The following is a 24867-nucleotide window of genomic DNA, read 5'->3' as shown; positions in this document are numbered from 1 at the left end:
CTTTCGGCTTATGAGGCTGATGTGCAGCTTTACACCACCCCGCAATTGGCGCGCGTTTTTAACGAGCCGCGCCCCTCGTTGCCGGTATCTCCTAGTGAAAGCGCCCGACTCACTCACCGTCATTTAATGGCCGACGACTTAACCGCCTTTCGGCTGCCCAATCCTGAATAACGGAGGATCAATTCGCCATTCTTGGACATTTACGGGGTCCGTCTTGAAGGGTAGTCATCCAGACCCGCAAAGAGCACTCGATGAATGCGCTTTGCGGGTGACTGCTAACGGCAGTCAGTCGGACGTACTTGTTTCTCGCCAGTTGAGCACTCAGTCGTCATCGAGCGGGCTCGGCACTACTGCAATTCGGAGCCGCTTACGGCGGCAAGTCGGGCCTTTGGCTTCCAATGCCAAATCACGGAATCGAACCGCATCTCTTCTCTCCAGACCTCTGCCAACGAGCCGGAATCGAACCGGCCTTCTTCGGAGCGCTTTCGCGCAATTCGTGCCGGCATCGCACCGGCGTCCGCACTTTTGCCGTCGGGCTATCGAGAGGGCTGATCGGATTTAACCCCTCATACCGCCGACGCGGGAGCCGGTAAGCCTCCTTCCCGGTACTCATCTCAATCCGCTTTCGCGGCCGGCTGAGACATTCTCACAGATGGCGACTGGTCCCCGGGTATCCAGTGTTCTTGCAGTGGGAAAAACGCCATGTGTGAGGACTACTTACGGTAGTCAATCGGCTAACGGTATTCATGCGCCAGCACCTTACTGCACCGGTCTCGCTTGCGTTCCGAACAGCCCCTGAGCCCTTTTAAAACTCTGTGCTGTGCTGCGGTGGTTTTTCAGCTTGAGGCACTGCCCGCTAATCCTCATCCTCATACTCCCGTTAGGGACGCTGAGGCTGCGTCGTTCACTACCCCTGTTGCCAGGCATCGCGACTTGATGGAACGAAGCATAGCACGACTTCATCAAAAATGATCAATCGCCTGATCAAAAAAGGTGAATTTCGGTCGATGCGCGTCGTGACGACAGGATGATGGTTCTTTCTCGATAAGCGGACCGGATATCCCGGACTCAAAACGAACCAGGAGGATGCGATGAAGAAGCCCGCGTTTGCCTAACACTGCGCCCTAATAGCGCCCAACGAAAAAGCCCGACAGCGGAGACGCTTGCCGGGCTTTGCTTTTGGCGATTCGAACGACAGATCTAGGATCTGTTAGCGACTACGAGAACTGATGCTTCATCAAATCTCGCAGTCGGACGATGTCTCCATCGGCGATCCATCCCTGTGTCATCTTGAACCACAGTTCGTAGGTGCCAAGTGCTCGCTGCCGGTAGAGATAGGCAAGATCAAGATCTTCGTCTGCTTTCTTGATCCAAAGCTTGATCTGTTCCTCGGCGGTGTCGGTGATCTGCTGGTAGGTCCAACTCTTTTCAGTGTTCATGTCTGCGTTCTATCCCTTAGGGGTCGGACGATCTGAATTGCCGACGAGTAGGTTGTATCGATCGAGCCAGAATTGGCTTTTCTCGTAGCATTGCTCTGCCTTTCGTCGGTCGCCACGTTCGGCCGCTTCGTTGCCGTCGGCGAGCCACTTACCACCGCGCACCTCGGCGTCGATGATCCGCTCGCGTAGAGTCTTCTTCGGCATGACGGAATCCATCAAGCATGCTCGGGCTCAAGCGGCGCGCGCTGCACGTCGCTCACGCCGCGCTGGCGTGCCTGCCACAGATCGTAGGCGCGCTGCTCGGCGAGCCAGACATCCGCGCGGCCGCCACGCTCTACACCAAGCCATGCCTCGAGGCGAAGCGCCATCTCTGGCGAGATCGCGGCGTGTTCGTTGAGCACGCGCGACAGCGCCACGCGGCTCACGCCGAGCTGTTCGGCGGCTTCGGTGACGGACAGGCCAAGCGCCGGGAGAATGTCCTCGCGGAGCGCTGCGCCCGGATGCGGCGGATTGAACATTTGAGCCATGATGCCTCCTAGTGATAGTCCTGATAGTCGACGAGAATCGCGTCGCCGTTCTCGAATTTGAAAGTCACTCTCCAGTTTCCGTTCACCTTGACCGAATAGTGCCCAGCGAGATCGCCTGTCAGCGGATGCCAGTACCATCCTGGCCGGTTCATATCCTCGGGCGCGATGGACTCGTTCAGACGGGTCATCAAGCGGCCGAGCTTCGCTGCATGGTCAGGACGGATGCCTGCCTTGCTGCCGGTCAGGAAGAACCGTTCGAGGCCTTTGTGGAGGAATGTCTTGATCATGGATGCATTGTATCGCGTAACGCATCGCGATACAAGCTAGTAGAAGGTGCGCGGATAGACGGTTAGTCGACTTCTTGCGAGGATCGCGGGCTGCCCGCGACCCCGTGCTAAACCCTTACAGGGGCTTGCGCTCCGCGAAATCGCAAGCGGCAGAAACGCCGAGCATCGCGACGAAACCGAACAGGATCACCGGCGAGAGGATGATGTAGGCGGCTGCTTTCAGAAATTTCATTATCGATTTGACATAAGTGTTTTGATCAAACTTTTTGCTCATCCTCCAGATGATAGTCTGAGGCTAGAATTGATACCATGAAAAGGCAAGGAAGTGTCTCATTAGGCGACGTTGCCGCGCACGGCACGCACATCGACGTGGCATGCACGCGGTGCGCGCGTCGCGGCCGGTATCACCTTGCGCGCCTGATCGCGCGCTTCGGCCCGGACTACGCAATGACCGACCTCGGCTCGCGCATGTCAAAAGACTGCCCGATGCGCGACTCGCAAGACTTCGCGAAGCGCTGCGACGTGCTGTTTCCGAACATCATCGCGATGATGTATGGCGAGGCGCCCAAGCCGGCCGCCGACGATTGCGTCGGCGATGACGACGATTACTGAATCTCAACGGCGCTTCTTGGCGCGGCCGCCGGTGCGCGGGTCGATGTCGTAGATGGCGCCCGCGTCGTATGCCTTTTTGAAGATCTCGTTGGACAGTTCCTCGACCCGCCCCGAGCCGCACGCAGGGCATTTCTTTTCCTGCGCGTCGTCGATCAGGATGAATGCCTTCTGGCATGCCAAGCAACGCAGGTTCATCGCTGTGCCTCAGTAGTTGCTGTCGAGCCAGGCCTTCGCCCAGGCGATCGCGCGGTCATTGGCTGCGGCCTTCGTGTCGTAATAGCCGATGTCCGTGAAATTGAAGATCTGCCCATCGTCCTCATCCTCCCACGGCCCGCGCTCGACCTCGACCCATGCGTGCCAGAGAAAACCCCTCTGCTCCGGGAATGACCGGATCTCCCATTCGCGGTGCTCGACCTTCACAGATGGCTGCTCGCTCATCATCGCTCCACAGAGTTATGCACCGATTCTGTGGATATCTCGCTTCCAGCGCGGGTCGACGTCGATCTCCTTTAGCGTCTTGTTCACGACGGTCACATTCCATGACGGGCGCGGCCCCATTGATTGGGACTTGAAGAATCCTACTTCCTCGACTTCCACGAGCGCGCGCTTCAGTGCTTGGCGCCACGTCGCCATGTTCATTTGGCGACTACCGCATAGGCGATGCAACGTCTCGGCCTTGAAGACGGCCGGCTCCTCGGTCGTGTCGTGTGTCGCGAAGAAACGATGCAGCCAGTTGGCGAGCGGCGAAAGTTTCTTTTCGGCTGCCCACTTAATCAGCGTTGTCTCATTGCCGCACAGGATATTGGCTAGATCGGGATTGAGTTTGATCGTCCATCGCGTTGCCGTCGAATCAATATCCGCAGAATTGGCGGTGTCGGCATCGACTGATGAGAATAGATGGGAGCCGTGCAACTTCATGAACGCTCTCTTTACGCTTGAAGACACAGTTAGCCAAACCGTACCTTCGAGCAGGCGCTCGTAGCAGCTGCGAAGCCTCGCATAGTCTTCCTCGGAATCGCTCCATCTGAGGCCATTGAGCGCCTGTGCCCCTGTTATGTGAACCTCGTCGCCGATGTTCTCGTCGCGCGCAAGGTGGCAGAGTTGCATGAAAACCGAGTGATCGTCTTGATCCAATTGCCAACCCGAATACCGAAGCTCGATGCCTTCCATCGACGCGAGCAGCGTCTTGTCGTAACGCTCGCGCGGCGCTCCCTTTTTGCGTACAGTAAAAAGCGCCGTGCGGGCGAGATTCTTGGACATTGCCCGCTTGTCCTCGCTCCAGCTCGGCGTGAACTTCAGCGGAAGCTGTCGCGTGTGCTCTTCCTCCAGCTTGCGCGCGATCTTGATGGCTTTGTCTGACAAGGAATAGTCCTCACGGTGAACAGCAAAACGGTAGCACGAGGTTGCTCCGGGGTATCAGATATGTTTCCGGGGTATCAGATATTTTTCCCGGGGTTTCAGATAGGTTTTCCGGGGTATCAAATATTTCGCTCCGGGGTTTCAGATATGTGCTCCGGGGTTTCAGATATGTTTTTCCGGGGTATCAGATAGGTTCCTCCGGGGTATCAGATATCCACAAATGCCAAAATTTTAGTTAAAAACAAAGGCTTATGCGTGCTTTCCACAGCCTATAAGCCTTTATAAGCCTTCTATAGTCCTAAAACCGCAAAAAGCAGCTTGCAGGAAGGCGGTCCGCTACCCTCCTCGCTTCTTGGCGATCTCCTGCAGGATGCGTCGGCACTCTCGCTCCGTTGCGCGCGCGATGACGTCGTTCATATCCTCGTTCGTGTGGTACTTGATGTCACGAAGCATCTGATAGACCGGGACAGGCATACGCACATGCATCGATTTTGGCGGGATCTCAACCGGTGAGGTTGACGACACCTCTGGATCTGCCTTTGTGGCCGGTGGCGGCGGTTCTGGCGCGGGCGCCGGTGCCTTTTCGGCCGGCTTCTCTGGCGCGGACTTGCCCAGCGCGGCACGCGCGGGCTCCTCGCTCCAGTCATCAAGGTTCTTCAGGCGCGCCGCGCGATCGTCGCTCGACGATTTAGGCAGCGGCAGACTGATCGACTGACGCGAGTTCGACATTGAAAATCTCCGAGAACACGTTGCTGATTTCTTCCTTCGCCGACTCCGCGCGCGCGGTTTTCGGCATCTCGATGACGCTCATACCCTCCGGAAAGGCTCGCCAAAAGGCCGGACGGTAAGAAACCATCGATTTCAGGACGGGCATGGAGCCGCCGAACGACTTGTCGATCAAGTCGACCGTGTCGCGCGTGTCCTTCGTCTCGCGATACTCTCCTCGCACCTTCTTCGGCGCTTCCTTGCCATTGATGAGGATTCGCACCTGCGGGCGCGTGCCGGTCCGCTCCTCGATCTCGTCCAGAAGCTTGATCATTGCTGGCAGCGTCCACACATCGGGCTGGCAGGGTCGAAGCGGCATGATGCACAGATCGGCAACGGCGAAGGCCTGGCGAAGCTCGATGCTATCGTGTCCGCCGGCATCAACGATGACCACGTCGTAGTTCTCGGCGAGCTCGGCGATATCGCGGCCGCACTTCCCTGTTTTCTCGACACACGTAATCGGTGGCTCGATGCCTTTGTCGCGTCGCCCCTCTGCCCAAGTTGCTGTTGTGCGTTGCTTATCCGCGTCGACGAGCAGCACGCGCATGCCGGCGATGACGCACGTGACGGCCAGATTCGTCGCGATCGTCGTTTTGCCCGGGCCGCCCTTCTCCATTCCGACCGTTATCACGATGCCCATTATTTCTCCAAGTGTATTGACATACGTACATGGGTATGTGGGCGGCATCATACATCCATCTGCACGTGCATGCGTGCGTGCGTGCGCACATAGGTGCGTAGGTGCGTTAATACCGATGTTCGTACATATGCAGGTATGTGCCTATGTACCTATGTACATGCCGATTCGACACGGAATTTCGTGCGTTGGCGGCCGCGAGGCGGTTGGAGGCGGCGAGTAGTGTGCGCACCTATGTACCGATGTACGTATGTACATGGTTGCAGTGCGCAACTTCTTATCAGATGTGGCGATTTTTGATGCGAAGCGCCCTATGTGCGCCCGGGTCTGTGCCAGATCGGCCGGAAAAGCAATCCTGATAAGGCTTCCAGCCGATCGGTTAAGAGATCTTCAATCTGTTGCTAGAACGGAGATGCCTCTGTGAATTGCTCCGCGCGGTTCTTCCGTCCCTCGTCGATCGCCTTGTCGAGATCCTCGCCGCCCGCGCTTATCGCCTCCCAATACCAGTCGCATTGGTGCCAGTCGCAGTCATCGCGCAGGAACAGATAGCGCTCGGCATTCTCGCGCAGCTTCTCGTTTTCGTCCGTCAGCACGGCGTTCGCGGCGCGCTCGGAGGCGAGTACTTCCGGGCTCGACTCGGCGCGGGCACGGTGCGCCTCGGCGAGTTGGATGGTACTCACGCGCTTCGCGGCGTCCATGCCTGTGAGCGCGGCGTGCTTCGTCGCATCAAGCTCGAGATCGAGCAAACGAATCCGCGTCATCAGATGGCCAACGAGCGACACGAGGTCGCTTTTCGCGTGACGCTCTCCGACGAGGATCATTGCGACGTTATATGAGGAATGGTTCGGCTCGCCGAAAGGGCCGAGCGCCGGATGCGTCGATTGGATAGTCGCCTCGTCAATGTAGAACGCCTGATCGCGCTCCGTGAGGTGGTGCTTGTGGCAGGGCAGGGTGCTCATGTGCTTCTCATTTGGTTAGATTCGATCGCGTCGCGCTCCTCGCGCGTCAGCAGGTAGGAGTTGCCTTGCTTCGCCGCGTCCTCGAGCGATACCCACTCGTAGAGCTGGCGGCCGCCGGTGCAGTCGTGGCCGATGATGTTCCCGCGCCCATCGCGCGCCATCTTCATCACTCGCACCTGCGTGCCGTGCTTCTTCGTCGTTCGGCGATCGCCGACACGCGGCTTCTTCCGAGTCGGACCGAAACTGATATGGATACGCATTAGGCTGGCTCCTTCTCGCGTCGGCGCTGCTCGAGGAAGTCTCGGAGCCATTGCTCCGCGTCGCGCGGATCGCCAAGCTGCCCGGTCACGCGGCGGCGCTTGCACATCGCGCCGGCTTGCCGCCACGTGATCTGCTGCGCGCCCGCGTTGATGGCGAGGATCCGCTTGCTCAATGCGATGTCGTAGTGGCTGTCGTGGCGCGGCGGCGCCTGGTGCCACTTGCGCGCGACGCCGATCCGCTCGGCCATCCCATGCAGATCCTCATCGGTGTCCGCGAGCATGTGGCACATGATCATGCGGCCGAATCGCGCCTTCATATCGTCGACGTAGACGGTCATGTGCGTGCCTCGTCGATCTTCTTCAGTGCGCGGTCCATGCGCACGGCAAGATGCGGGATACCGGCGTCGGTCAGGATCACGTGCACCTCGGAAAGCGTCGCCTTCGGCCGCTCGTTCGCGGCGCGCGCATCCTTCAACTGCGTCTCAAGCGTGCGGATCTGCGCCTGGAGCACGGCTTCGCGGCTGATGGCGTCTTGGGCCTTGACCCATTCGCCGTCGAATTCGGCATGCGTCGTCACGCCAGTCTGGCAATCGTCGCATGCGCATCCGCGCACGTCGAAGCGGTCGAATACGAATGTGCGGCTCATGCCTGTGTCTCCTTTGGTGTGGCGGGTGCGCAATATGGCGCGAGCGCAGCGCGGATCTGCTCTTGCTGCTCCGGTGTGATGTCGGGCTTCGGCGTGCCGTCCGCGTTGAAGCAGTAGAACCCGCCTTCGCATCCGATCGAGGAGCATCCGCCGGGCTTGCACTGGTTCGCCCTGGTCTTCGCGATCGCTACGTCGACTGTGGCGTCGAGCGCTTCGGAGAATCCCGGCTCCGGCTTGTCGGCTAAGAAGTAAATGACGTGCTTATCCTTGACGGGAACGTGAACCGTCAACGCTTTCCCCGTCCGGATCAAGCGATATCGCTCCGCGTCCCTGCGCAACTGGGCGATTTCGTCGAGCGCGTTGCGTACGGTTGGGTGCTCTGGGTCGAGATAGGCGAATGCCTTGTTGATGGCGCTCGTCATCTCTGCGCTCCTTTCCTGTCGATCGACTCGATAGCCGCCACAGCGAGCGCGGCCGTCTTGACGAGGCGTTCGCGGATCTCCGCGATGTCTAACTCCGCGACTTCTCCGCGATGGTGCTCAATCCATGCGCGGTCGGCCTTGTTCACTTGCTTCGCGATGTAGGCGATCCAATGCGCAGGCCGGCGCGTGTCGTCGACGTCTTGGCCGCCCCATTGCTCGTCCTGGCGCTTGCGCTCAGCGAGGACGTCCGCCAGGGCGCTTGGTGCGGCCGGGGTGCCGTCGAGCATGCGATTAACTGCGCCGGCGAATTCTTGCGCCGTCGGCGGAATGCCTACGCACTTCAAGGCCAGGTACGACTCGCTGCTTGTTTCGATAACCTGACACATCAGCACGCCCCACAGTGCTTCCATGCGCACCGCATCCCATTCGCCCGCATGCGGTGCGGCGAGAATGGCGCGGGCGAATGCCGCCAACGCATCCCGGTCGAACGTCCACCAGTGCTCCACAGGATCCGGGTTGAGCTCGTCGTCGACGTGGTGTCCGTGCGATGTGGAAAAGTGGTCCGCGAAAGTCTCGACGGCTCGTGAACCAGATTGCGCGGGGGCTGCGCGATCGCGCTCGTCCGCCTCGTGCATCCGCCACAGCGTGAATACCTTCGCGTTGCGCTCTTTGCGCGGCAGATCGAGGATGCGTTGCTGACACGGCTCGATGTCGGAGTGCTCTCGGAAGGGCGATCCGTGCAGGACTTCGAGCGGCGTCAGCTCGTTGAGCGAGTCATCGACGGACATCAGGAATGTGTAGAGTTCGGGGCTCATCGCGGCACTCCCAATGCGGGTTGAATGATGGTGTAGCAGACGAGCCCGGCGCGGTTCGCGGCTTCGTCGGCGGCTTCGAACGTCGGCCAGTTGTGAGCGTGACGAAGCGACGAGTGATACTCCGGACGGTTCACGTTGATCCCGGTGCCGTACGAGAGAAAGCCGGGCTCGTTTCCATTCGCGACGACATAGAACGGGCCGGCGGCAGTCTTCGGTTCAGCGTTGGGCAAGCGAGCAATCGTCTCGGCAACAACTGCACTCGCGAACGCGTGTAACTTCTCTTGCTGGTCACCATCAGGGTGATAGCTGTCCACGCCCGCATCCTGATACAGCCGGTCGATGACACGCGGCGGAATATCGATTGACTGGCTCACGCTGCGGCCTCCTCGGCCGGTACCGGCAGATCAAGGATTTCGGAGATCTTGTAGATGTAGACTTGTGCGCTGCGCAGGATGAACCCACTGGCAGGTTGACGGCAGAAGTTCTCGAACTTGATCACCTTGGCGGACGGGAGGCGCGCGGCGAACAGATCGATTAGCGCTTTGCGGCTTGCATCGCAATCAAGGATGTGCCAGTCGCGACTATCTTCGACGAGTTCGAATCCGCGTTCGCGCAGGGTGTCGATCCACGTTTTCTTGTTTTCCTTGTCCGAAACGGGAGTATCCGAGTCGATGAGGCGGAACGTGCCGTTGAGGCTGCAAGAGAATTCGCCTTTGCACACGCCGTATTGCCCGAATTCGAGTTCGCGAATAAAACCGAATCCATCGAGATCCCACCACTTGTTCAAATGCGCGGCGATGTTTTTGATCGATTCCTGCGTCGCGTCAGCGCTGAGGGTGTTGCCAAGTTGCTTTTCCAATTCGTGGATCTGCGTGTTGGCTTCGCGCAGCTTGGCGTAGCGCTCCTCGCGCTCCTTCGTTCCGAAGGTCTCAATGTTGAGCGCTTTGCACAGATCGTCGAGCTTGTATTCAACGACACACGCGACCGACTTTGCGAAGTCTTCTTCGATCGGACGGCCTTTCTCGAGGAAGGAATGAAGCATGCTGATGGATTGGCCGATGTCGTGGAGCTTCTTCTTGGCGACTGCCTGCTGATCGGGCGACAATTCGATGATGGGCGATTCGGTGGTCACGCTGCCTCCTTCTGGTCTTGCTTCTTCGCGAGCTTGTGTTGTGCGACGATGATCTGCCACTCCTCGAGTTCGATGCGGCGGCATCCTTCGAATTCGGCCTTGAAGGACTTGGCTGGCTCGTCGACGATCCAACCCTTTTCCTCTTTCTCGCGCACATCGTGCGCGACGTCGGGAATCCACATTGCGTAGGGGCCTTCCTCGCCGAGAAAGAGGAAGCCACATTCCTGAAAGGGGAACCCGATGTGCTGCATGCCGCTGCCCTTCTCAGGAAATGAGTAGGAGATCTGGCAAGGCACGTTGAGACTGCGCTGAATTAGCGTCGAGGCGTCCTCGTATCCTTTCTGAGTGGCGAAACGGGATGCCCAGTCGGTTCCTTTCTTCGGTCTGGAGCCCCACTTGTCGGGCTTCTTGAAATCGGGGTGGCGTTCGCCGGCGAAGTGAACGGCGACGACAACGCCATTGCTTTTGCTCGTCGATACCTCTTTGACATCGAGTTCGCGCGCGAGCTGGCGGGATTGTTCGCCGACACGCTTAATCTCGGCGATATGGTGCTTCACGAGATCGAGCGCTTTACCGCCTTCAATCATGAAAAACAGTCGTTCGGACATGGTCTCACTCGGTGGATGCAGCATCGCGGGCGCGATGCACGAGTGATATTGTTACTCAAAAATGATCAAGTTTCTACTCAAATTTGATCAAGCGCCCGACGAGCGCCCATGAAAAACGCCGCAGGCTGTGAGGCATGCGGCGCTTGGGTTTGCGGATCCTGCGAAAAGACTATGTATCTGTTGGCGCGCGGAACGAGAACTCTGGATCTTCCATCCACCATTCTTCGCCCGCGTGGTGCTCGCACGTCTTGTTGGAGCAGTAGCCCCAGTAATCGGCGCTCGCATATGGCTCTGTTTTCGCCATTCCGTCATTGCAGCAGACGTGTAGCACGGGCCAGCCGCAGGCGCGGCAAAACAGCCCGTGCGGGAAGCTGGCGGTGTTGTTGGGCTTGGGCTGGGTCATTGATCTTCCTCGATCAAACTGCTCTGCGCCTTCACTGGCTCGAATACCGTCTCCGCCGGTCGTAGCATCATGACGGACTCATAGCCACGATCGTCGCGCACCTTGATGTACGACGCCGGCGCGCGCACATTGTGGCCGGTCAGCTTACCATTCACGATCACGGGCTCGCGCGTCATGCTGGAACCTCGTCGGGAACGGTATCGCCAAATCGCGATGCAATGAACGCGCGAGCGGCGGCGACAAGGTGCGTCGAGCCGGTCTGATCGGGATCGTTGGACTCGTAGCACGAGCTCGTTACCCATGCGCCCCACTCGCCGCGATGCCAATTAAGGCCGATCTTCTCGCGCTCGATGATCGGATCCATCGTGAAGCACGTAACGTGGTGCGGTTGCCACCAGTCGCTATATCCTGGCGTGAGCGCGGCACATGTATCGTTGCTGAGGCGCACGCCGTTGAGTTTCGCTCCGGCGCGCAGAATCTTGGCGGTGCAGCCGTCGGCACGTGCGACCCAAAAGTCGAGCAGCACGCCTGTCAATTCACAGACCTTCATCGAGAACTTCCTCTCCAAAGTGATTCAGCACGATGGCGCGCATGGCGGCGATCAGGTGTGTCGGTCCCTGCGCGGCGCGACGCCCCTCGATGGGGATGGCGACGATAGGCTCATTGCCATCCTCGTCTCGCGGACCGGTGCCGATCGTGGCGAAGTTCATACGTGCGCGATCGACGATAAGGCCGCCTTCCGCCCACCTGGTCGACGGCGAATAGTGCTCGACGAAGCGGTCGGCACCGATCTCATTCTGCGTTTTCCGGAACGTGAAGAAGCCTACGCAGATAATCGCCATTGCGCCATTGTCGCGCGGATCGAAGATCACCCAGCGCGATCTGTCGAGCGCGCGGATCCCGCAATCTTTAAGGCGGCCGCCTTCGGCTTCCATCTCGACGCGCGCGACCCAGTAATCGAGCAGGGCGCCAGTGAGTTCGGATACTTTCAAGATGCGTCCCTCGCGCGAAGCATGGCGTCGGCGCACGCGTATGCGCTTTTTGCCCACGTGTCGATGAGATCCGCGCCGCTGTCGCCCCATGTACGACCAGTGATCAAGGACTGGAGGGTCTTTACCGCGATGAAGTCGCGCAGTGACATACCAACGTCGCCTTCATCTGCACACAGTCCCTCGACTGTTCTTACATTCGTGGCGGCACGCGGAAATGCCGGGCCGCCGGTGTTCTTCTCACTCATAACCGACCACCTCCGTGCGCGTGATCGGGCGCTTGGGCTCGGCTGTGTAGCCGTGTCCCTGGCAGACGTCACACGGCATGTATCCATCGTGCCGCTTCTCGCGCACAACGCATTGATGCGCGCCCCAACCGTCGACGCTATTCGGCATCGGTCCTTTGTGCTCGATGACTCGATACAGGGGTTTGCTTTCATCGGTGCCCGTCCCCTTGCACTTCGGGCATTCATGCGGGCGGCCGGAAAGCGCAGCCTCGTGCTTGCGGCAGTGATGTTCTGTATAGAAAGTCGCGCCATCTCGCGCCTCAAATGTGGTGATGACTTTCACGCCTTTTCTCCGCGCAGTTCCTGGATTCGGCGGCACAGTTCATCGCTGCGGCCCATCGGCTTATCGCGCTCGTAGATTCGCACCAGATCATCCCACTCGCGGAGGATGCCCGCGAACGGCTTCACCTTCTTGGCGATGCGCGGGAAGAATTCGCGGATCTCGGGTACGTTTATCACGAGGCGATAGCAGCGGCCGAAGTCCGACGGGTCGTGCGGCGCGTCGCCGCGATAGTGGTGCTTGCCGCCGAGCGACGTCGCGCCAAGCGCGATCGCTGCCATCGTCTCGGACGATACGCCGGTGTCGCCCGACAACAGCCAATTGCCCAGCTTGCGCTGTGCTTTGGTCGAAAGAGATTTCATGCTGTCTTCCTTGCGAATTCAATTACCCAAACCCACGGGTTCACATCCCATCCGCAACCGCGCGCGGCGTTGAGGCCGTTCCAAAGCGTACGGAATGATTCGCGAGCGGAGTCGTGCACATACCATCCATCGTGCGTCCATCCACCGTGAGACAACTCATTGGGCGCGGGACGGTAGGAGGCTCCCTCGTCGAGGGCGTCGGCATCGTCTATGTCCTGCAGGCGCTCGACGCGTATGGCTGTGATGTCGAGCGTGATGCGCGCCGCAGCGCGCGGCATGTGGATCGGCGGGCGCCACGTGCGGTACTTGCCTTCGGGCGACTTTTCGCCGTCAGGTCCGTGCGGGTCGTCGAGATAGTCGGCGCGGTAAAACACCGTGCAATCTTCATCGAACGGGCCTAGCGGGTGATTGCTGTGTTGCCACGTCTCGCGGACCCATAGCCGGTCGCCCGGTTGTCCGAACGGGCTCGCCACCCAGCCGAGCGGACCGCCTCGAGGGTGCTCCATCTGCGCGCCGAAACGGCGATCCGGGTTCGTGTGGCACGTGTAGAGGCGCGGGCTGCTGTTGATCGTCTCAACGTCGAGCCAGGTCGATTGATATCCGCGCCCCGGAACCACCATGCGGCGCGTCTGTGTCTTTTTCCCGCTCAAAATGGCGTGCACCATCTCGCTGCTGAAAAGGATAGGCGTCTCTTTCATGCCGGCACATCCTTCAGCGCGAACACGATGCCACGGCAGAACGGTCCGCCGTCCTCGACGATCTCGAATGTCTCGTGCGGAATGTCGGTTTTGAAAGTCCAGGAATAGTCGCCTTCCTCGCACCAGAGTGCTTCGATCGTCGCGGCCTTTTCCTTCAGCTTCGCGAAGTGCGGGCAGTCCTCGTCGTCGCATTCGTTCGTGAGAAGTCCGTCGGACGTCAAGTACGCGGTGCCGCCGTCATAGCATCCGACCTCATCGCGGATGGCGCTTGCGAATGCCATGTTGTCATCGCTTTCGCCGCAGACGATCACGATGCCGTTTGCCTGCGCGGCGGCAGAGATTTCCTTGGAAATGCGAAGCGGGTATGTCGCGCCAGTGATGGCTGCAGCGATTTCTTTCGTGTTCATTGGTCTCCTGCGCCCTATGAGTGCCCGGGCCGGGCGGTGATGGACTGGATATCCGCGCCACGCATAAAGCGCGGATATTCGCGCGGCAGATTATTAGTCTGTTGTCACAGCGATGCGAACGACCTCCTTATCGTGCTCATCGGTGATCTGAATCGCGCGGATACCCGGCGTGCCGTCGTCGATCCAGATGAAGCTGTTCCGAAACAACGCGGTGCCGCCGGGAACGCCGGAGAACGATTCGAGCATCGACGTGATGACGGCGGATTGGCGTGCGAGTCCAAGCCATTGCTTGAAGTCCGCCAAGCAGGCGTCGATCTTCTCCTCGGGCACCTTCAGAAAGTCGTTCAGGGCGGCGATCGGGTATTCGTTGTTCGTGATGGTCATGATTGGATCTCGATGCAGTTGACGCCTTCGGGAAAGACCGGCGGTTTCCATTTCGGGTTTTCTTTACGGAAGATGTTCACGCGCACGACGGTGTCGTCTCTGCCGTAACTCATGGCGGTATGGTGCATACGCGCCGGGCGCTTCACGTCCGCGTGGTAGTAAAAGCGCTCACGAGTTCGGTCAGCACGATGGCGAACTACGCGCACGACTTCCAATTCCATCAGCTCGCTTCGATACGTGTAGGTGCAAGCCGTCAATTGAATGCGCTCGACGGGGATGTAGGCGATGATCTTCATGCTTTCGCCGGTCGGACCGAGTGAATCCAGTTGAACAGGCGGCGCAGCGCGAAACCGCGAGCGATCGAGATGCCAGTAAAGGCAACGCCGATCATGGCGGACTCGTGAAACGCGATGTGGATCCCGAACAGCGGAAAAATCGCGATCTGCGCCGACAGGTTGATGCCGTAACCAAGCGCGGTGTTGAGTAGCGTCTCGATCAGGCTTTGCGTTTTTGTCTGCATGTCAGTGCCCGCACGGGATTTCTTCAGCCGTTGGTGCGGTCGCGCCGCACGACAGGCACGTCACGAGATCCGCATCGGCGGGCTTCGCCGGCGTCGGCTCGATCGCGTCGGAATGGTTCTCCGGCTTCACGCGGGCACCTCGCTGAGATTCACTCCGTAGCACTGCGCGACGAACGCGCGCGAGACGGCTTCGGGAATCGTCGAGCCAGTGATGCGCTTTTCGCCTTGGATCAACGACACGGGCTCGCCGGGCGGATGCATGAGAAGGTGACCGGTCGCGAGCAGTCCGGCGAGGAGCGGGCCAGCCTGCGCCCAGTCACCGGCCGGATTCCATCGCGTGGTGATGCCGGCGGCATTGACGAGATAGAACGCGGGCGGATTCGTGTGCGTGAGAAACTTCAGCGGCACGCCAGTCGCTTCATGGTTCTCCGGCGGCGTCTTTCCTTTCTCGGCACCGATTGCGAGCGCGACGGTCTCATTGAGCGCAGCGCCAGACAGTTCATTGACGTTTTTCACGCGCGGTACTCCTGCGGCATCCATCCGCACGACGCCCACGACACTTTCGCGTCGATGTCGCGCGGCTGGGCGATGAATTTGGGTTTCAGGTATTCGATCGGCACGATGTACGGCTTGTCATCGATCGCGACGCGCGCGCCTTCTGCGAACGCCAGGCGGCCGGACTCTACATCCATTGCAATCCCGGCGACGTCGGTGTGAATAACGCGGCACGCCATGCCGCACATATGGGCGAGGGAAGCGGGCAACTTATGCAGAGTTGCGGTGTCGCCCGGCTTGAAAGGGTGGTTAGCAGTGCTCATCTTGGTCCCCAGTTGCGCTGAAAATTACTTGCTGATGCAGGACTAAGATTAATCAAAAATGATCAATTTTGCAACTGAATCTACATACCTGTAACGAAACTTTTCTGACCTGTGCCGGGCTTTTTTACCAGACCGGTTCGGCGAGGACGCCTGCGGCTGCGAGTTCGTCCGATTCGAAAAAGATGGCGTTGATCTCGGTGCTCATCAGCACCCGGCGCATGCTGTTCAGAACGTTGAGATCCACGAAGCTGTAGATCGATGGATATTCGAACTCGACTGGGCTCGGCTTTGCATTCGGCCAGATCATGAGAAGCAAGCGGCCGCCGAAGACGCTGGATCGCCATTCGTCTTCGTACTCCATGTCGCGCTTGCGACGCTCACTTTTGATAGCCGATATGCGCGCCTCGACGCGCTGAAGCCACGCGGCTCTGTCTCGAACTTCGACTCTCATACCGACTCCGTCGTGCGTGTGGTGGATGCGGCCGCGTTGTAGGCGTTGACGGCATCCATGCCGAATTGGGCGAACAGACCTTCGCAACGATCGGCGAAAAACTGGTGGAATGCGCGCAGCGCGAGCAGTTCGTGATACATGCTGACGCGCTCAGCAGGGATGTCGCCGCGTTCGATCAGGAATCGCGCGGCACTCACGCGTTGATCGTGGTTCGCTTTCCAGTGGTCCCGTTCGGTGGCGACCTCGTTGCACTTCTGCATCCATTCGCGGGCGCATTCGAGCCTCGAGCGATTGCGTTCGTCGCGCGCGCGTTCGGCGTCTTGAATCGCTTCCGTGCGATCGTTGCGCAGGCGCTCGACGACGAGGCGCACCTCGTTCGGCACCATCGATAGGAAGTCAACCGTGCACTGCGGGCCTACGATGCCGCCGACGAGATTGCCGCACTCGGCGATCGCGACGCGCAGACGTTGATTCTCGTCGCGGTGCTTCCCGGCTTGCTCCGCTACCGCGCGGAAAAGAGCGGTTTCGTGGACTTTCGGCTGCTCAGTGGTAGACATTCTCGGCTCTCAAGTAAGAAGCCCGGCCGGAGCCGGGCATTTCGTGCTGGGGGTGTATTGGCTCAGGCCAATGCGAGTTCCGACTCGACGTGTGCGATGTCGTGCTTGGTCGCGCGCGGCGCGTTGATCAGAACGTGCTTGCGCACTGCGTTCTTCAGGTTGCGATAGACGGCGCGACCGCAGTGCTTCGTCAGCACGCGCTGCTCGAAAATGAACGGTTCTTTCTTGATTCCGGCGATCATGCTGCGCTTGTGGCGGCCGTCGAGTTGGACTTCGCGCCAATCCTTCTGGAAGGCGAGGGTGACTGCTTTGCGGAGTGCTTTTGCTTTCTTGGCGTTCATGGTGGTCTCATCGCGCGCCGTAGCGCGCTGTGTGGTTAAACGTGGAGGCGGTCGATGACGGAGCGTTGCACTTGGCGAATCGCGTGCAGTCGCTCCTCAATGAGGCGGATCTGTCCGGCGAGGGTGTGAGGCGTCAGCACGGCGTCGCCGACGCTATCGCTGCCAGAAAGCTGCGAGTCCAGAATCGGGCTAAGTCTCGATTCGAGCGCGTATTGATCCGCTTGGATCGTCGAAATGACCGCGTCGAGGGATGTGATCGCGGCCGTGAGTTCGCGCGGGCTTTCCGGCGGCATGTTGCCCATCTGGATCGACCCTTGTTGCTTGGCAATGTTCTGCATATCTACTCCGAGCGCCCGATACGCGCCCGGGCTGTGTGGCGTGCGGGCGAAACCCGCGTTCTTATTGGTGCGCGTCGATCGCACCAACAAATTTCGAATCTGTTGCGCCCACGCCGGTATGGCGCGGGCATGGGCAAATCTCGACTCCATTCACTAAGGATCACTAACCGTACTCGACAGGGATCGCGTGATTTCTCACGTGTCTTCTGCCGCGCGGCTTAGCGGTTGGCTTTAGGAAGGATCGTCGCGCTGGAGTCGAGAACAGCACGCCGATCAGCCACAGCAGAAGCGTCATTAAGGCTCCATGTGCTGAGACAGGAGCAAGAATACACAGTTAATCAAAAATGATCAAGTGGGCGCGGATAATTGTGTCGGTGGTCGTGACAGCAAACTCGCACCATGACCGAAAATGCCGCCCAAATCGCCTACTCCAGCGCCGCACCGGCTGACGAGCGCCAGTCCGCCCAAGCTGAGATCCAAAAGACGTCGCTTGCCGAAGCGTCCCCCGACAAGATGCTGCCGCTGATCGAATTCATCAGAGACAGCTACGAGGACATGGCGATGAGCAAATCGCTCGCGCGCGCGCCGATGATCCCGTTTCCGTCGGATGCCGTGAAAAAGAAGCAGGCTGGCATGCAGTCGGTGTTCCTCGACAACATGCAAATCAGCGTGATGGGCGACTGGTACGAAAAGAACAGCGCGTTCAGTTTCGAGGCGATGCGCGCGATGGTCGATCAGACGCCAATCCTGAACTCAGTCATCATGACGCGTATCAGCCAGGTGCGCCGCTTCTGCCGTGTGCAGGAAAGCGGCAAGGGGCCAGGGTTCAAGATCGCGCTGAAGGACAAGGAGGCGCACGCCAGCGACGACGAAAAGAAGACGATGGCGCTGCTCGAGGAGTTCTTCATGAATTCCGGGTGGGAGACGCGGCCGCGCACGCGCATGCGCCTGAAGCGCGACGATCTGTCCTCGTTCATGAGCAAGCTAGTGCGCGACACGCTCACGCTCGACTCGATGCCGATCGAGACGGAATGGAAGCGCGACAAGAAGCTTGGGCTCGATGGGCTCTACGCCGTCGATGGCGCCACGATCCGGCTGTGCACTGAGGACGGGTATCGCGGCGAGGATGAGATTTTCGCGCTCCAGCTCGTGCAGGGTAACGTCCGCAGTCTCTACACCTACGACGATCTGATCTACGTGCCGCGCAATCCGCGTACCGATGTAATGGTCGGCGGATACGGTCTATCAGAAACGGAATTGCTCGTGCGCGTGGTCACGGGATTCCTGAACGCGTTCACCTATAACACGAAGTACTTCGACAGCAATCAGATCCCGAAGGGTCTGCTGCATCTCACCGGCAACTACACCGACCAAGACATCGCGCAGTTCAAGCGCATGTGGAATGCGATGGTCAAGGGCGTCAATAATCAGTGGGCGCTGCCGGTGATGGTCTCGAAGGATATGGAGTCGCGCGCGTCGTTTGAAAACTTCGGCGTTGAAGTGAACGAGATGATGTTCGGCAAGTGGATGACGTTCCTCGTGTCGATCATTTGCGCGATTTACGGCATTGCGCCGGACGAGGTCAATTTCGAGTCGTTCACGACCGGAACGTCGAGCCTGTCGGGCAGTGACACTGAGGAAAAGATCGCCAATTCGAAGGACAAGGGGTTGAGGCCGCTCTTGTCGTACTTCGAAAACGTGTTCACCGACTTCATCGTCCAGGAGTTCTCCGATAAGTACGTGTTTCGTTGGACCGGTCTCGACGACGAGGATCCGAAGGACGTATTCGAGCGACAGAAGCTCACGCTGACGTGGAACGAGATGCGCGCGCTCGACCAGCAGGACAAGATTGAAGGGCCGCTCGGCGATGCCCCGCTCAATCCGACGCTAATCGGACCGTGGACGCAGATGCAGCAGGCTGCCGGCCAGGACTTCGGCAATCCGGATGATGCGCCTCCGGGCGCGGGCGGTGACGATAAGGGCGCGAACAAGGGAAAGGGGGAGCAGGATTTCGGTGCTCCAGGTGCCGCGAATGAGACGGGCGCCGACTTCGGCAAGCCGCCGGCGGGCGACGGCAAGGGCGCGGCCGCTGGGGATGAGGCAAAGGGCGATCAGGCCGTCGGCGATCCCGAACAGGGCGACGACGCCGATGCGATGACCAAGTCTTACGGTCTGCCCGTCTTCACGATCGAGCCGTGATCATGCAGCCGAAAAAGATCGAGCAACAGATCGAGGAAAACCCGGGCGTCGACGTGCACGACGAGATCTACGTGCAGCACGCGTCCGGCCCGATGGTCGGGCGCGTCGTCGCGCACGGCGCGCACGGCGCGACCGTCGACATCAAAGGAAAGCATCATCAGGTGCGCTGGAAGCACGTGCTCGGCGCGAAGAAGCGCGCCACGCAGCATTTCAACGTCGTCGATGAGGGCGAGGACGGTTACATTGTCGAGGATGGAAATGGGAAGCGACGCTTCTTGAATGTCGCGCCGGGTGCGCGGGAGGATAAGCTCGTCGTGAAAGCCTTCGGCGGAAACCGGCTGGTGTTGCTCGCCAAGGCGCGCGGCAATGACGCGGAGGCGGAGGCAGAGCAGATGATCTCGGCGCCGAAGTTCAATCCAGGCGATCGCGTCTTGTTTAGCGCGGGCGACTTCGACGGATCAGGCGTAGTCGTGGGCGAGCCGGGCAAGGATGGCGCGTACGTCAAGGACGAATCCGGCCGGGTGCATCAGGTGCGGTGGAATGAGATGAGCGCGACGCCGGACGCGTCGTGACAACATACTTGGGCTGTTCCTTGGCGAGAGGTGCGGCCCGCAGCGGACAGGTCGGGTAAAACAGTCCGCAGCTAGGGTAGTGTGTCTCCCACTATGACCTAGCCGTATCCGCACGTTACGCGGCGATCTTCTCACTGCCGGCGGAGGAACCTGCCGGCTCCCTTCCTCCAATTCCGTGCCACGTCCAATTGTGCACGTGGCAGTAGATCTCCATATCCTTCAGGCTTTCGAACCAGATCGCTGCGCTTCGCACTTTCAGCGTTGCGCGCAGAAGCTTGTTTGCCTCCTCGCGCAACAGCTTCATCTCCTCGAGCGAGATCGGCATGTCGTATTCCATGCAGTTGAGGATACGCTCCGCCGGCCGAATGTCGAATTGGATGCCCGCGTTCTTGCACACGCGGTCGTAGCCGAGAAAGAATCCCTGCAGCGCGACAACGTCAGCAGGGTCTGCTTGCGGTCCGTCTGGACTGTTCCAGGTGGCAATTATGGAATTGAGCGCGCGAAATCCCGGCACGGTGCCGGCGAGTGCCATCTTGCTCGTTACGACGCCAGCGCGCTTCTTCGCGCCGCGTGAGGGTTTCTTTGATACAGGCATGATGCAGTCCTAAGTAGAACCCGCAGTGTATCAAAAATGATTAAGTTTGTCGTGACGCTACGATACAACGCATGACGCTTCTACTCGACATCGGCGATCTTTCGGAGCGGCAAACCGATCGCGCGCTGAACACAATCTACAAGGCCATCCACAGCCACGACGATGACTCGTCGATCTGGCGGGAGCATGAATCGCCGTTTGTGCGGCGTCTGGTCGAACTGTTCACGCAACGCGGGCTGATGCGGCTCGATGGGTTCCGGAAGGAGCTGGAGCAGTGGCTCGCCGGAGAGCGACACACGGGAGCGCCGCGCGTGCGACGGCCGCCGGGCGCGATGGAGCGTTGGACGCATGGCGAGTTGTCGCTCGTCCGACTGTATCTTGAAACGCTGCCGCCGGCGGAATTCACGCTCGATGACTGGATGATGGTGGTCGACTATCTCGCGCAGCGTTATCTGCCGGCGACGGATCTGCGTTCTGAAGCGGAATGGTTCGCTGTGAGGTCCGTCTACATGGGCCGGGTGCAAGCGAGCATGGAGAGTTTGTCGGCGAAGCAGGCCGACAAGGTGCTAGATGCGCTGCCATCGACGCTCGAGGCGGCCGCCGAACGGTTCACGATGACGTCGACACAGCGCGTGATGATCGAATACGCGCGCACGCGCTGCGCAGAGAATGTCACGCGGCTCGCCGACAACACGCGGCACCGTATGCGCGAGGTGATCGCTTATCACACAGAGCAAGAATTTCTCGGCGTGCCGGGCGCGCGGCACTCGCTGCAAACGACGCTCGTCGACGAGTTCGGCACGCTGAATAGGGATTGGCGGCGCATCGCAGTGACTGAGGCGGGCGAGAACGCCAATCAGGGATACATCTCCAGCATGGCGCCAGGCACGAAGGTGCGACGCGTCGAAATGTACGAAGACGCCTGCGGTTGGTGCCGAAAGATCGACGGCAAGGTGATGGAAATTGTGTCGGCAGATGCGCCCGACAAGGACGGCGACACGCAGATCTGGCCGGGCAAGACAAATATCGGGCGCTCGTCTGCGCCGCGTAAGCGCGTCGGTAGCATTCTCGTGCATCGCGAACCAGAGGAGATGTGGTGGATTGCAGCGGGCACGCAGCATCCGCATTGTCGGGGGCGCTGGGTGCCGGTTATCCAGGATCTGCCTGGCGACGATCCAGAGTTTGGAGATTGGCTCCGAGCGACACTAGGGGGAAATGATGCTTCTGATTAAGGCGCGCGCCGACGGATGGAAAAAGCCAACTTCCGCGCAAGCGGCCGCCGGCAACTACAAGAAACCGCGCATGAAGTGGAATGGGCTCGATATCGCGATCGAGAATCCAAAGGGAACAGTGCGTGAGGGCGTCGACGAGACGGGAAAGGCCTGGCGCACGGTGTTCGAGCACGCGTATGGCGAGATCTCGGGCACTGAGGGTGTCGACGGCGATCCGGTCGACGTCTATCTCGGCCCCGACGAAAGCGCGCCGGAGGTCTATATCGTTCGCCAGATGAGGCGCAAGAAGTGGGACCAGTATGACGAAGACAAGTGCTTTCTCGGGTTCCCGTCGATGGGTGCGGCGAAGCGTGCGTATCTGAACCACTACGACGATCCGCGATTTTTCGGCGGCATCATCGCGATGCCTGTCGCCGAGTTCGTGCGCAAGGTGCGCGCGACGCGCGAGAAGCCCGCGATGATCAAGTCGATCCTGTTCATGCGGAGCGCCGTGCGGTAATCGTGACATGACAATCAGGATACGCAATTAATGGCCGCTCCTGATGATCATTGTTCTTCGCAAGTCGCAGCTCGCGCTGTTCGACATGCCGGTCCATGTGGCCGGTTCCGTCCGAAAGGATGGCACGTATGTAAAACCGCATATGCGGACCGCGCGCGTAGCGCTCAAGCCTCACGAGCAGGGTCACTTGTTCGGCGAGGCGCCCGCCAAGCAGGCGGCATCTAGAAAGACTCCGAAGCTCGATAAGTTTCTCGCCAAGCACGGCGGGGAAGCGCGCATGCGCTCGATGCTGATGGACATGCGTCCCGAACAGCGCGCGAAGCTGATCGACGCGATGGCGCATATCGACGGACTGGAGCCGGCTGATGTCATGGCGCGACTGAGCATGCATCAGACAGATCTAAAGCCTGCTGAAGTCGATGCGGAGAAGGCTCCGGGGACGGGTGGCGGCTTGATCACTCACGAGCAGTTGCGCGATCGCGCGCGAGAAGGTGAGCCGAAACAGGATGCGATGCCGGCGCAGGAGGCCGAGTCAGTCGCGGCCGCGCACGAGATCGTCGAGCACACGACGAAGAAGGGCAAGGTGCTGCGCGGCGTCGTGCGCAAAGATCTGAGTGGGCACCAGGCGGCGGAGATCGATCCGTACACCTTCCGCAAGGATGGCGGCTGGTTCATTCGAGAGAAGCATCTCGACGGCGCGGTGCCGGCGGCGGAATCGAAACCCGTGTACGTGCCGGGTGAGGAAGAAAAGCGCGCCGAGAACGCGGCAGCCGTCGACCGCAGCAAGGAGCAGGCGGCAAAGCTGCGTACTGCCGGCCAGAAGCTGGCTGATCAGGCTAATGCGGATCTCGGGCGCGATCGCCTAGCGAACACGGCGCGCCGCGCGCGCATGGCGGCGGGGGCTGAATCGGAAGCGCGCAAGCGGCTCGCGATCGCCGGCACGATGATCAATCTCGCCGATGCGATCGAGGCGGGCGAGGCGCGGCACCTGAAGGGCGTCAGCACGCGTGCGGCGGTCGAGACGCTGGATTCGGCGGTGCGCACGGCGATGAGCGAGACGGACCGGAACCTGCCGTACGTCGACCGGCAGCGGCAAGAGGGCCGCGCGCCGACGCCGGACGATATCCGCAATGCGAAGATTTATCGCCCGTCGTGGGGCACCGGCGGCGCCGACAAGTCACGTTTGATCGAGCAGCTTCAGGGCAAGCGCGGTGCGAAGCCGTTGATCGAGCGCATGCGCGGATCGATCGGTCCCGATGCGGAGATGGTCGCCGGGCTAAAGAAATATCTGACGGACAAGGACATCAGCTATGGGCTCGGCTGGTGGAATATCGAGCAAATCAAGCGCGTCGCGCGCCTGTCCAAGCTCGGTATCAACGACGATCACGATCTGCGTCTCGCGCTGACCGAGTATCTGACGTTCCGTGACGGCGCGAAGCAAGCGGATCCGATCAAGGCTGCTGAGCGCGCACTCGTTGGGAAAAAAGTCGGAATCGATTTCTTCCCGACGCCTAAGTCGCTCGCAACCAAGATGGCGGAGATGGCGGGCGTGAAGCCGGGTATGAGCGTGCTCGAGCCGTCCGCCGGCAATGGACATCTCGCCGATGCCGCGCGCGACGCCGGCGCGACGGTGGATGCGGTCGAAATCTCCGACACGCTGCGCAACGTGCTAAGCGCGAAGGGTCACAACATCGCCGCGCACGACTTTGAGTCTTTCGAACCGGAAAAGCAGTATGACGCAGTGGTCATGAATCCGCCGTTCTCCGATCGCAAGGACGCGGCGCACATCATGCGCGCGTACGACATGCTGAAACCGGGCGGTAAGCTGGTCGCGATCGCCGGTGAGGGCGTGTTCTTCGGCTCCGATCAGAAGGCGGAGGCGTTCCGTTCGTGGCTCGACGATCGCGGCGCGGAGGTCGAGAAGTTGCCGGAAAACACGTTCAAGGGCAACGATCTGCCGGCGCAGACCGGCGCGAACGCACGTTTGTTGGTGATTGAGAAGCCCGTCGAAGCGGCGGCCGCGCCGGCGCCGGCTGAGCAGGGTCCGCAGGAAGGCGACACGAAGACTGAGGACGGCGTCGACTACGTGCTGCGGGATGGGCGCTGGCATCGTGCGCAGGAGGAGCAGCCCGAACGTGTGGACGACGGTCGCGTGACGATCGCATCGGCATTGCACGACGGCACGACGGTGCGCGACGGCAAGGGCAACCTCTACCGCGTGCACTATCAACGCAATCACCTGGTGATCGCGCATCCGATCGTCGACGGAAAGGCGCAGGTGAACGCTGATTCGACGGTGCGGTTTTGGACCAGTCAGGATATGCCGCCGGCAGGCGATAACGATCGTCTGGATCCGATCTATCCGGTTGGCGCTGCGCGCGCCAACGAGCCGGAGCCGGCCGCTGAGCCTGCTATGCCGCCGGCAGCCAATCCCGACGTCGATCTCGCCGAAGATCGCGAGGACCTT

At 60.1% G+C, this 24867-nt stretch carries 44 protein-coding genes; 6 read left to right on the top strand and 38 right to left on the bottom strand.

The genetic code is table 11. From position 1 onward, the window contains the following. Window positions 1–1217: 1217 nt before the first annotated feature. From AWB80_RS41125 to AWB80_RS41110, 4 genes are read right to left on the bottom strand one after another with little or no spacing between them, the layout of a single operon-like run. Window positions 1218–1439 (bottom strand): hypothetical protein, encoded by a 222-nt coding sequence (locus AWB80_RS41125; RefSeq protein ID WP_061180346.1) that lies wholly within the window; start codon window positions 1437–1439, stop codon window positions 1218–1220. Window positions 1440–1448: 9 nt separating this feature from the next. After that, a complete protein-coding gene (locus AWB80_RS41120) occupies window positions 1449–1643 on the bottom strand; it encodes a hypothetical protein (protein ID WP_087132042.1) in 195 nt (64 codons plus the stop codon). An 11-nt stretch (window positions 1644–1654) separates the two neighbouring features. Further along, entirely contained in the window at window positions 1655–1966 is a 312-nt protein-coding gene (locus AWB80_RS41115) for a HigA family addiction module antitoxin (RefSeq protein WP_061180345.1), read from the bottom strand. 8 nt (window positions 1967–1974) lie between these two features. Next, window positions 1975–2253, bottom strand: a complete 279-nt coding sequence (locus tag AWB80_RS41110) for a type II toxin-antitoxin system RelE/ParE family toxin (protein WP_061180344.1) — start codon at window positions 2251–2253, stop codon at window positions 1975–1977. 309 nt (window positions 2254–2562) lie between these two features. Between AWB80_RS41110 and AWB80_RS41105 the strand changes: the two genes are divergently transcribed. Next, entirely contained in the window at window positions 2563–2865 is a 303-nt protein-coding gene (locus AWB80_RS41105; RefSeq protein ID WP_061180343.1) for a hypothetical protein, read from the top strand. Window positions 2866–2868: 3 nt separating this feature from the next. On the opposite strand, the gene AWB80_RS41100 is transcribed toward AWB80_RS41105, so the two are convergent. The 33 genes from AWB80_RS41100 to AWB80_RS40960 form a co-directional block, all read right to left on the bottom strand. Beyond that, complete coding sequence (locus AWB80_RS41100) at window positions 2869–3060, bottom strand: zinc ribbon domain-containing protein (RefSeq protein ID WP_061180342.1); 192 nt, start codon at window positions 3058–3060, stop codon at window positions 2869–2871. 9 nt (window positions 3061–3069) lie between these two features. Beyond that, on the bottom strand, window positions 3070–3306 hold the full coding sequence (locus AWB80_RS41095) for a hypothetical protein (RefSeq protein ID WP_244207042.1): 237 nt from the start codon (window positions 3304–3306) through the stop codon (window positions 3070–3072). Between the two features lie 12 nt (window positions 3307–3318). Further along, window positions 3319–4227 (bottom strand): plasmid replication initiator TrfA, encoded by a 909-nt coding sequence (gene trfA / locus AWB80_RS41090; protein WP_061180341.1) that lies wholly within the window; start codon window positions 4225–4227, stop codon window positions 3319–3321. Between the two features lie 333 nt (window positions 4228–4560). Continuing rightward, window positions 4561–4953 carry a hypothetical protein gene (locus AWB80_RS43765; RefSeq protein WP_143328258.1) on the bottom strand — a complete coding sequence of 131 codons (393 nt, stop codon included), beginning with the start codon at window positions 4951–4953 and terminating at the stop codon, window positions 4561–4563. After that, entirely contained in the window at window positions 4913–5629 is a 717-nt protein-coding gene (locus tag AWB80_RS41085; RefSeq protein WP_160147530.1) for an AAA family ATPase, read from the bottom strand. The genes AWB80_RS43765 and AWB80_RS41085 overlap by 41 nt, the downstream gene beginning before the upstream one ends. Window positions 5630–6027: 398 nt before the next feature. Beyond that, window positions 6028–6585 carry a hypothetical protein gene (locus tag AWB80_RS41080; RefSeq protein ID WP_061180339.1) on the bottom strand — a complete coding sequence of 186 codons (558 nt, stop codon included), beginning with the start codon at window positions 6583–6585 and terminating at the stop codon, window positions 6028–6030. Beyond that, window positions 6582–6752 (bottom strand): hypothetical protein, encoded by a 171-nt coding sequence (locus AWB80_RS44245; RefSeq protein ID WP_160147529.1) that lies wholly within the window; start codon window positions 6750–6752, stop codon window positions 6582–6584. The genes AWB80_RS41080 and AWB80_RS44245 overlap by 4 nt, the downstream gene beginning before the upstream one ends. Window positions 6753–6844: 92 nt before the next feature. Beyond that, the gene (locus AWB80_RS41070; protein WP_061180337.1) at window positions 6845–7183 is read right to left on the bottom strand and encodes a DUF4031 domain-containing protein; all 339 of its coding nucleotides are present in this window, start codon (window positions 7181–7183) and stop codon (window positions 6845–6847) included. Then, a complete protein-coding gene (locus AWB80_RS41065; protein WP_061180336.1) occupies window positions 7180–7491 on the bottom strand; it encodes a hypothetical protein in 312 nt (103 codons plus the stop codon). Before AWB80_RS41065 ends, AWB80_RS41070 begins: the two co-directional genes overlap by 4 nt. Then, window positions 7488–7913, bottom strand: coding sequence for a hypothetical protein (locus AWB80_RS41060; protein WP_061180335.1), 426 nt, complete (start codon window positions 7911–7913; stop codon window positions 7488–7490). The genes AWB80_RS41065 and AWB80_RS41060 overlap by 4 nt, the downstream gene beginning before the upstream one ends. Beyond that, a complete protein-coding gene (locus AWB80_RS41055; protein ID WP_061180334.1) occupies window positions 7910–8728 on the bottom strand; it encodes a hypothetical protein in 819 nt (272 codons plus the stop codon). Before AWB80_RS41055 ends, AWB80_RS41060 begins: the two co-directional genes overlap by 4 nt. After that, on the bottom strand, window positions 8725–9102 hold the full coding sequence (locus tag AWB80_RS41050) for a hypothetical protein (protein WP_061180333.1): 378 nt from the start codon (window positions 9100–9102) through the stop codon (window positions 8725–8727). Before AWB80_RS41050 ends, AWB80_RS41055 begins: the two co-directional genes overlap by 4 nt. Beyond that, window positions 9099–9860: a hypothetical protein gene (locus AWB80_RS41045; protein WP_061180332.1), complete on the bottom strand. Its 762-nt coding sequence runs from the start codon at window positions 9858–9860 to the stop codon at window positions 9099–9101. Before AWB80_RS41045 ends, AWB80_RS41050 begins: the two co-directional genes overlap by 4 nt. Next, entirely contained in the window at window positions 9857–10468 is a 612-nt protein-coding gene (locus tag AWB80_RS41040) for a hypothetical protein (RefSeq protein WP_061180331.1), read from the bottom strand. Before AWB80_RS41040 ends, AWB80_RS41045 begins: the two co-directional genes overlap by 4 nt. A 169-nt stretch (window positions 10469–10637) precedes the next feature. Next, the gene (locus AWB80_RS41035) at window positions 10638–10871 is read right to left on the bottom strand and encodes a hypothetical protein (RefSeq protein WP_087132039.1); all 234 of its coding nucleotides are present in this window, start codon (window positions 10869–10871) and stop codon (window positions 10638–10640) included. After that, window positions 10868–11047, bottom strand: a complete 180-nt coding sequence (locus AWB80_RS41030; protein WP_061180330.1) for a hypothetical protein — start codon at window positions 11045–11047, stop codon at window positions 10868–10870. The genes AWB80_RS41035 and AWB80_RS41030 overlap by 4 nt, the downstream gene beginning before the upstream one ends. Further along, window positions 11044–11421: a phage protein NinX family protein gene (locus AWB80_RS41025; protein WP_061180329.1), complete on the bottom strand. Its 378-nt coding sequence runs from the start codon at window positions 11419–11421 to the stop codon at window positions 11044–11046. The genes AWB80_RS41030 and AWB80_RS41025 overlap by 4 nt, the downstream gene beginning before the upstream one ends. After that, window positions 11408–11863, bottom strand: coding sequence for a phage protein NinX family protein (locus AWB80_RS41020; protein ID WP_160147528.1), 456 nt, complete (start codon window positions 11861–11863; stop codon window positions 11408–11410). The genes AWB80_RS41025 and AWB80_RS41020 overlap by 14 nt, the downstream gene beginning before the upstream one ends. Beyond that, window positions 11860–12108: a hypothetical protein gene (locus AWB80_RS44240; protein ID WP_160147527.1), complete on the bottom strand. Its 249-nt coding sequence runs from the start codon at window positions 12106–12108 to the stop codon at window positions 11860–11862. The genes AWB80_RS41020 and AWB80_RS44240 overlap by 4 nt, the downstream gene beginning before the upstream one ends. Next, a complete protein-coding gene (locus AWB80_RS43760) occupies window positions 12101–12430 on the bottom strand; it encodes a hypothetical protein (protein ID WP_143328257.1) in 330 nt (109 codons plus the stop codon). The genes AWB80_RS44240 and AWB80_RS43760 overlap by 8 nt, the downstream gene beginning before the upstream one ends. Continuing rightward, window positions 12427–12789, bottom strand: coding sequence for a hypothetical protein (locus tag AWB80_RS41015; RefSeq protein WP_061180327.1), 363 nt, complete (start codon window positions 12787–12789; stop codon window positions 12427–12429). The genes AWB80_RS43760 and AWB80_RS41015 overlap by 4 nt, the downstream gene beginning before the upstream one ends. Further along, window positions 12786–13487 (bottom strand): ASCH domain-containing protein, encoded by a 702-nt coding sequence (locus tag AWB80_RS41010; RefSeq protein WP_061180326.1) that lies wholly within the window; start codon window positions 13485–13487, stop codon window positions 12786–12788. The genes AWB80_RS41015 and AWB80_RS41010 overlap by 4 nt, the downstream gene beginning before the upstream one ends. Continuing rightward, window positions 13484–13894, bottom strand: a complete 411-nt coding sequence (locus AWB80_RS41005) for a hypothetical protein (protein WP_061180325.1) — start codon at window positions 13892–13894, stop codon at window positions 13484–13486. The genes AWB80_RS41010 and AWB80_RS41005 overlap by 4 nt, the downstream gene beginning before the upstream one ends. 93 nt (window positions 13895–13987) lie before the next feature. Further along, window positions 13988–14278, bottom strand: coding sequence for a hypothetical protein (locus tag AWB80_RS41000; RefSeq protein WP_061180324.1), 291 nt, complete (start codon window positions 14276–14278; stop codon window positions 13988–13990). After that, window positions 14275–14574 (bottom strand): hypothetical protein, encoded by a 300-nt coding sequence (locus AWB80_RS40995; protein ID WP_061180323.1) that lies wholly within the window; start codon window positions 14572–14574, stop codon window positions 14275–14277. The genes AWB80_RS41000 and AWB80_RS40995 overlap by 4 nt, the downstream gene beginning before the upstream one ends. Beyond that, complete coding sequence (locus AWB80_RS40990; RefSeq protein WP_061180322.1) at window positions 14571–14798, bottom strand: DUF7220 family protein; 228 nt, start codon at window positions 14796–14798, stop codon at window positions 14571–14573. The genes AWB80_RS40995 and AWB80_RS40990 overlap by 4 nt, the downstream gene beginning before the upstream one ends. A 1-nt stretch (window position 14799) precedes the next feature. Next, entirely contained in the window at window positions 14800–14928 is a 129-nt protein-coding gene (locus tag AWB80_RS45390) for a hypothetical protein (RefSeq protein WP_279628699.1), read from the bottom strand. Further along, complete coding sequence (locus AWB80_RS40985; protein WP_160147526.1) at window positions 14925–15314, bottom strand: phage protein NinX family protein; 390 nt, start codon at window positions 15312–15314, stop codon at window positions 14925–14927. The genes AWB80_RS45390 and AWB80_RS40985 overlap by 4 nt, the downstream gene beginning before the upstream one ends. Beyond that, window positions 15311–15616, bottom strand: coding sequence for a hypothetical protein (locus tag AWB80_RS43755; protein WP_143328256.1), 306 nt, complete (start codon window positions 15614–15616; stop codon window positions 15311–15313). Before AWB80_RS43755 ends, AWB80_RS40985 begins: the two co-directional genes overlap by 4 nt. A gap of 124 nt (window positions 15617–15740) precedes the next feature. Continuing rightward, window positions 15741–16067 carry a hypothetical protein gene (locus AWB80_RS40975; RefSeq protein WP_143328255.1) on the bottom strand — a complete coding sequence of 109 codons (327 nt, stop codon included), beginning with the start codon at window positions 16065–16067 and terminating at the stop codon, window positions 15741–15743. Next, entirely contained in the window at window positions 16064–16624 is a 561-nt protein-coding gene (locus AWB80_RS40970) for a hypothetical protein (protein WP_061180318.1), read from the bottom strand. The genes AWB80_RS40975 and AWB80_RS40970 overlap by 4 nt, the downstream gene beginning before the upstream one ends. A 62-nt stretch (window positions 16625–16686) precedes the next feature. Continuing rightward, window positions 16687–16965, bottom strand: coding sequence for a hypothetical protein (locus AWB80_RS40965; protein WP_061180317.1), 279 nt, complete (start codon window positions 16963–16965; stop codon window positions 16687–16689). A gap of 35 nt (window positions 16966–17000) precedes the next feature. Next, complete coding sequence (locus AWB80_RS40960; protein WP_061180316.1) at window positions 17001–17303, bottom strand: hypothetical protein; 303 nt, start codon at window positions 17301–17303, stop codon at window positions 17001–17003. A gap of 399 nt (window positions 17304–17702) precedes the next feature. On the opposite strand from AWB80_RS40960, the gene AWB80_RS40955 reads away from it, so the two are divergent. Together AWB80_RS40955 and AWB80_RS40950 are read left to right on the top strand one after the other, a co-directional pair. Then, window positions 17703–19502, top strand: coding sequence for a phage portal protein (locus AWB80_RS40955; RefSeq protein ID WP_061180315.1), 1800 nt, complete (start codon window positions 17703–17705; stop codon window positions 19500–19502). Window positions 19503–19504: 2 nt separating this feature from the next. After that, window positions 19505–20074 carry a hypothetical protein gene (locus AWB80_RS40950; RefSeq protein WP_061180314.1) on the top strand — a complete coding sequence of 190 codons (570 nt, stop codon included), beginning with the start codon at window positions 19505–19507 and terminating at the stop codon, window positions 20072–20074. Window positions 20075–20189: 115 nt separating this feature from the next. Here AWB80_RS40950 and AWB80_RS40945 read toward each other — a convergent pair whose 3' ends face one another. Further along, on the bottom strand, window positions 20190–20606 hold the full coding sequence (locus AWB80_RS40945; protein ID WP_143328254.1) for a hypothetical protein: 417 nt from the start codon (window positions 20604–20606) through the stop codon (window positions 20190–20192). A gap of 134 nt (window positions 20607–20740) precedes the next feature. Between AWB80_RS40945 and AWB80_RS40940 the strand changes: the two genes are divergently transcribed. From AWB80_RS40940 to AWB80_RS40930, 3 genes are all read left to right on the top strand, one after another. Beyond that, the gene (locus AWB80_RS40940) at window positions 20741–21901 is read left to right on the top strand and encodes a hypothetical protein (RefSeq protein WP_061180312.1); all 1161 of its coding nucleotides are present in this window, start codon (window positions 20741–20743) and stop codon (window positions 21899–21901) included. Continuing rightward, entirely contained in the window at window positions 21885–22400 is a 516-nt protein-coding gene (locus tag AWB80_RS40935) for a hypothetical protein (protein WP_061180311.1), read from the top strand. The genes AWB80_RS40940 and AWB80_RS40935 overlap by 17 nt, the downstream gene beginning before the upstream one ends. Before the next feature lie 43 nt (window positions 22401–22443). Next, on the top strand, window positions 22444–24867 hold a 2424-nt coding region (locus AWB80_RS40930; protein WP_143328253.1), incomplete at its 3' end, for a methyltransferase domain-containing protein.

It is taken from the genome of Caballeronia pedi, from assembly GCF_001544915.2.
Lineage (GTDB): Bacteria > Pseudomonadota > Gammaproteobacteria > Burkholderiales > Burkholderiaceae > Caballeronia > Caballeronia pedi.
The sequence above is the reverse complement of the archived record's forward strand: the minus strand, read 5'-3'. Positions and strand labels throughout refer to the sequence as shown.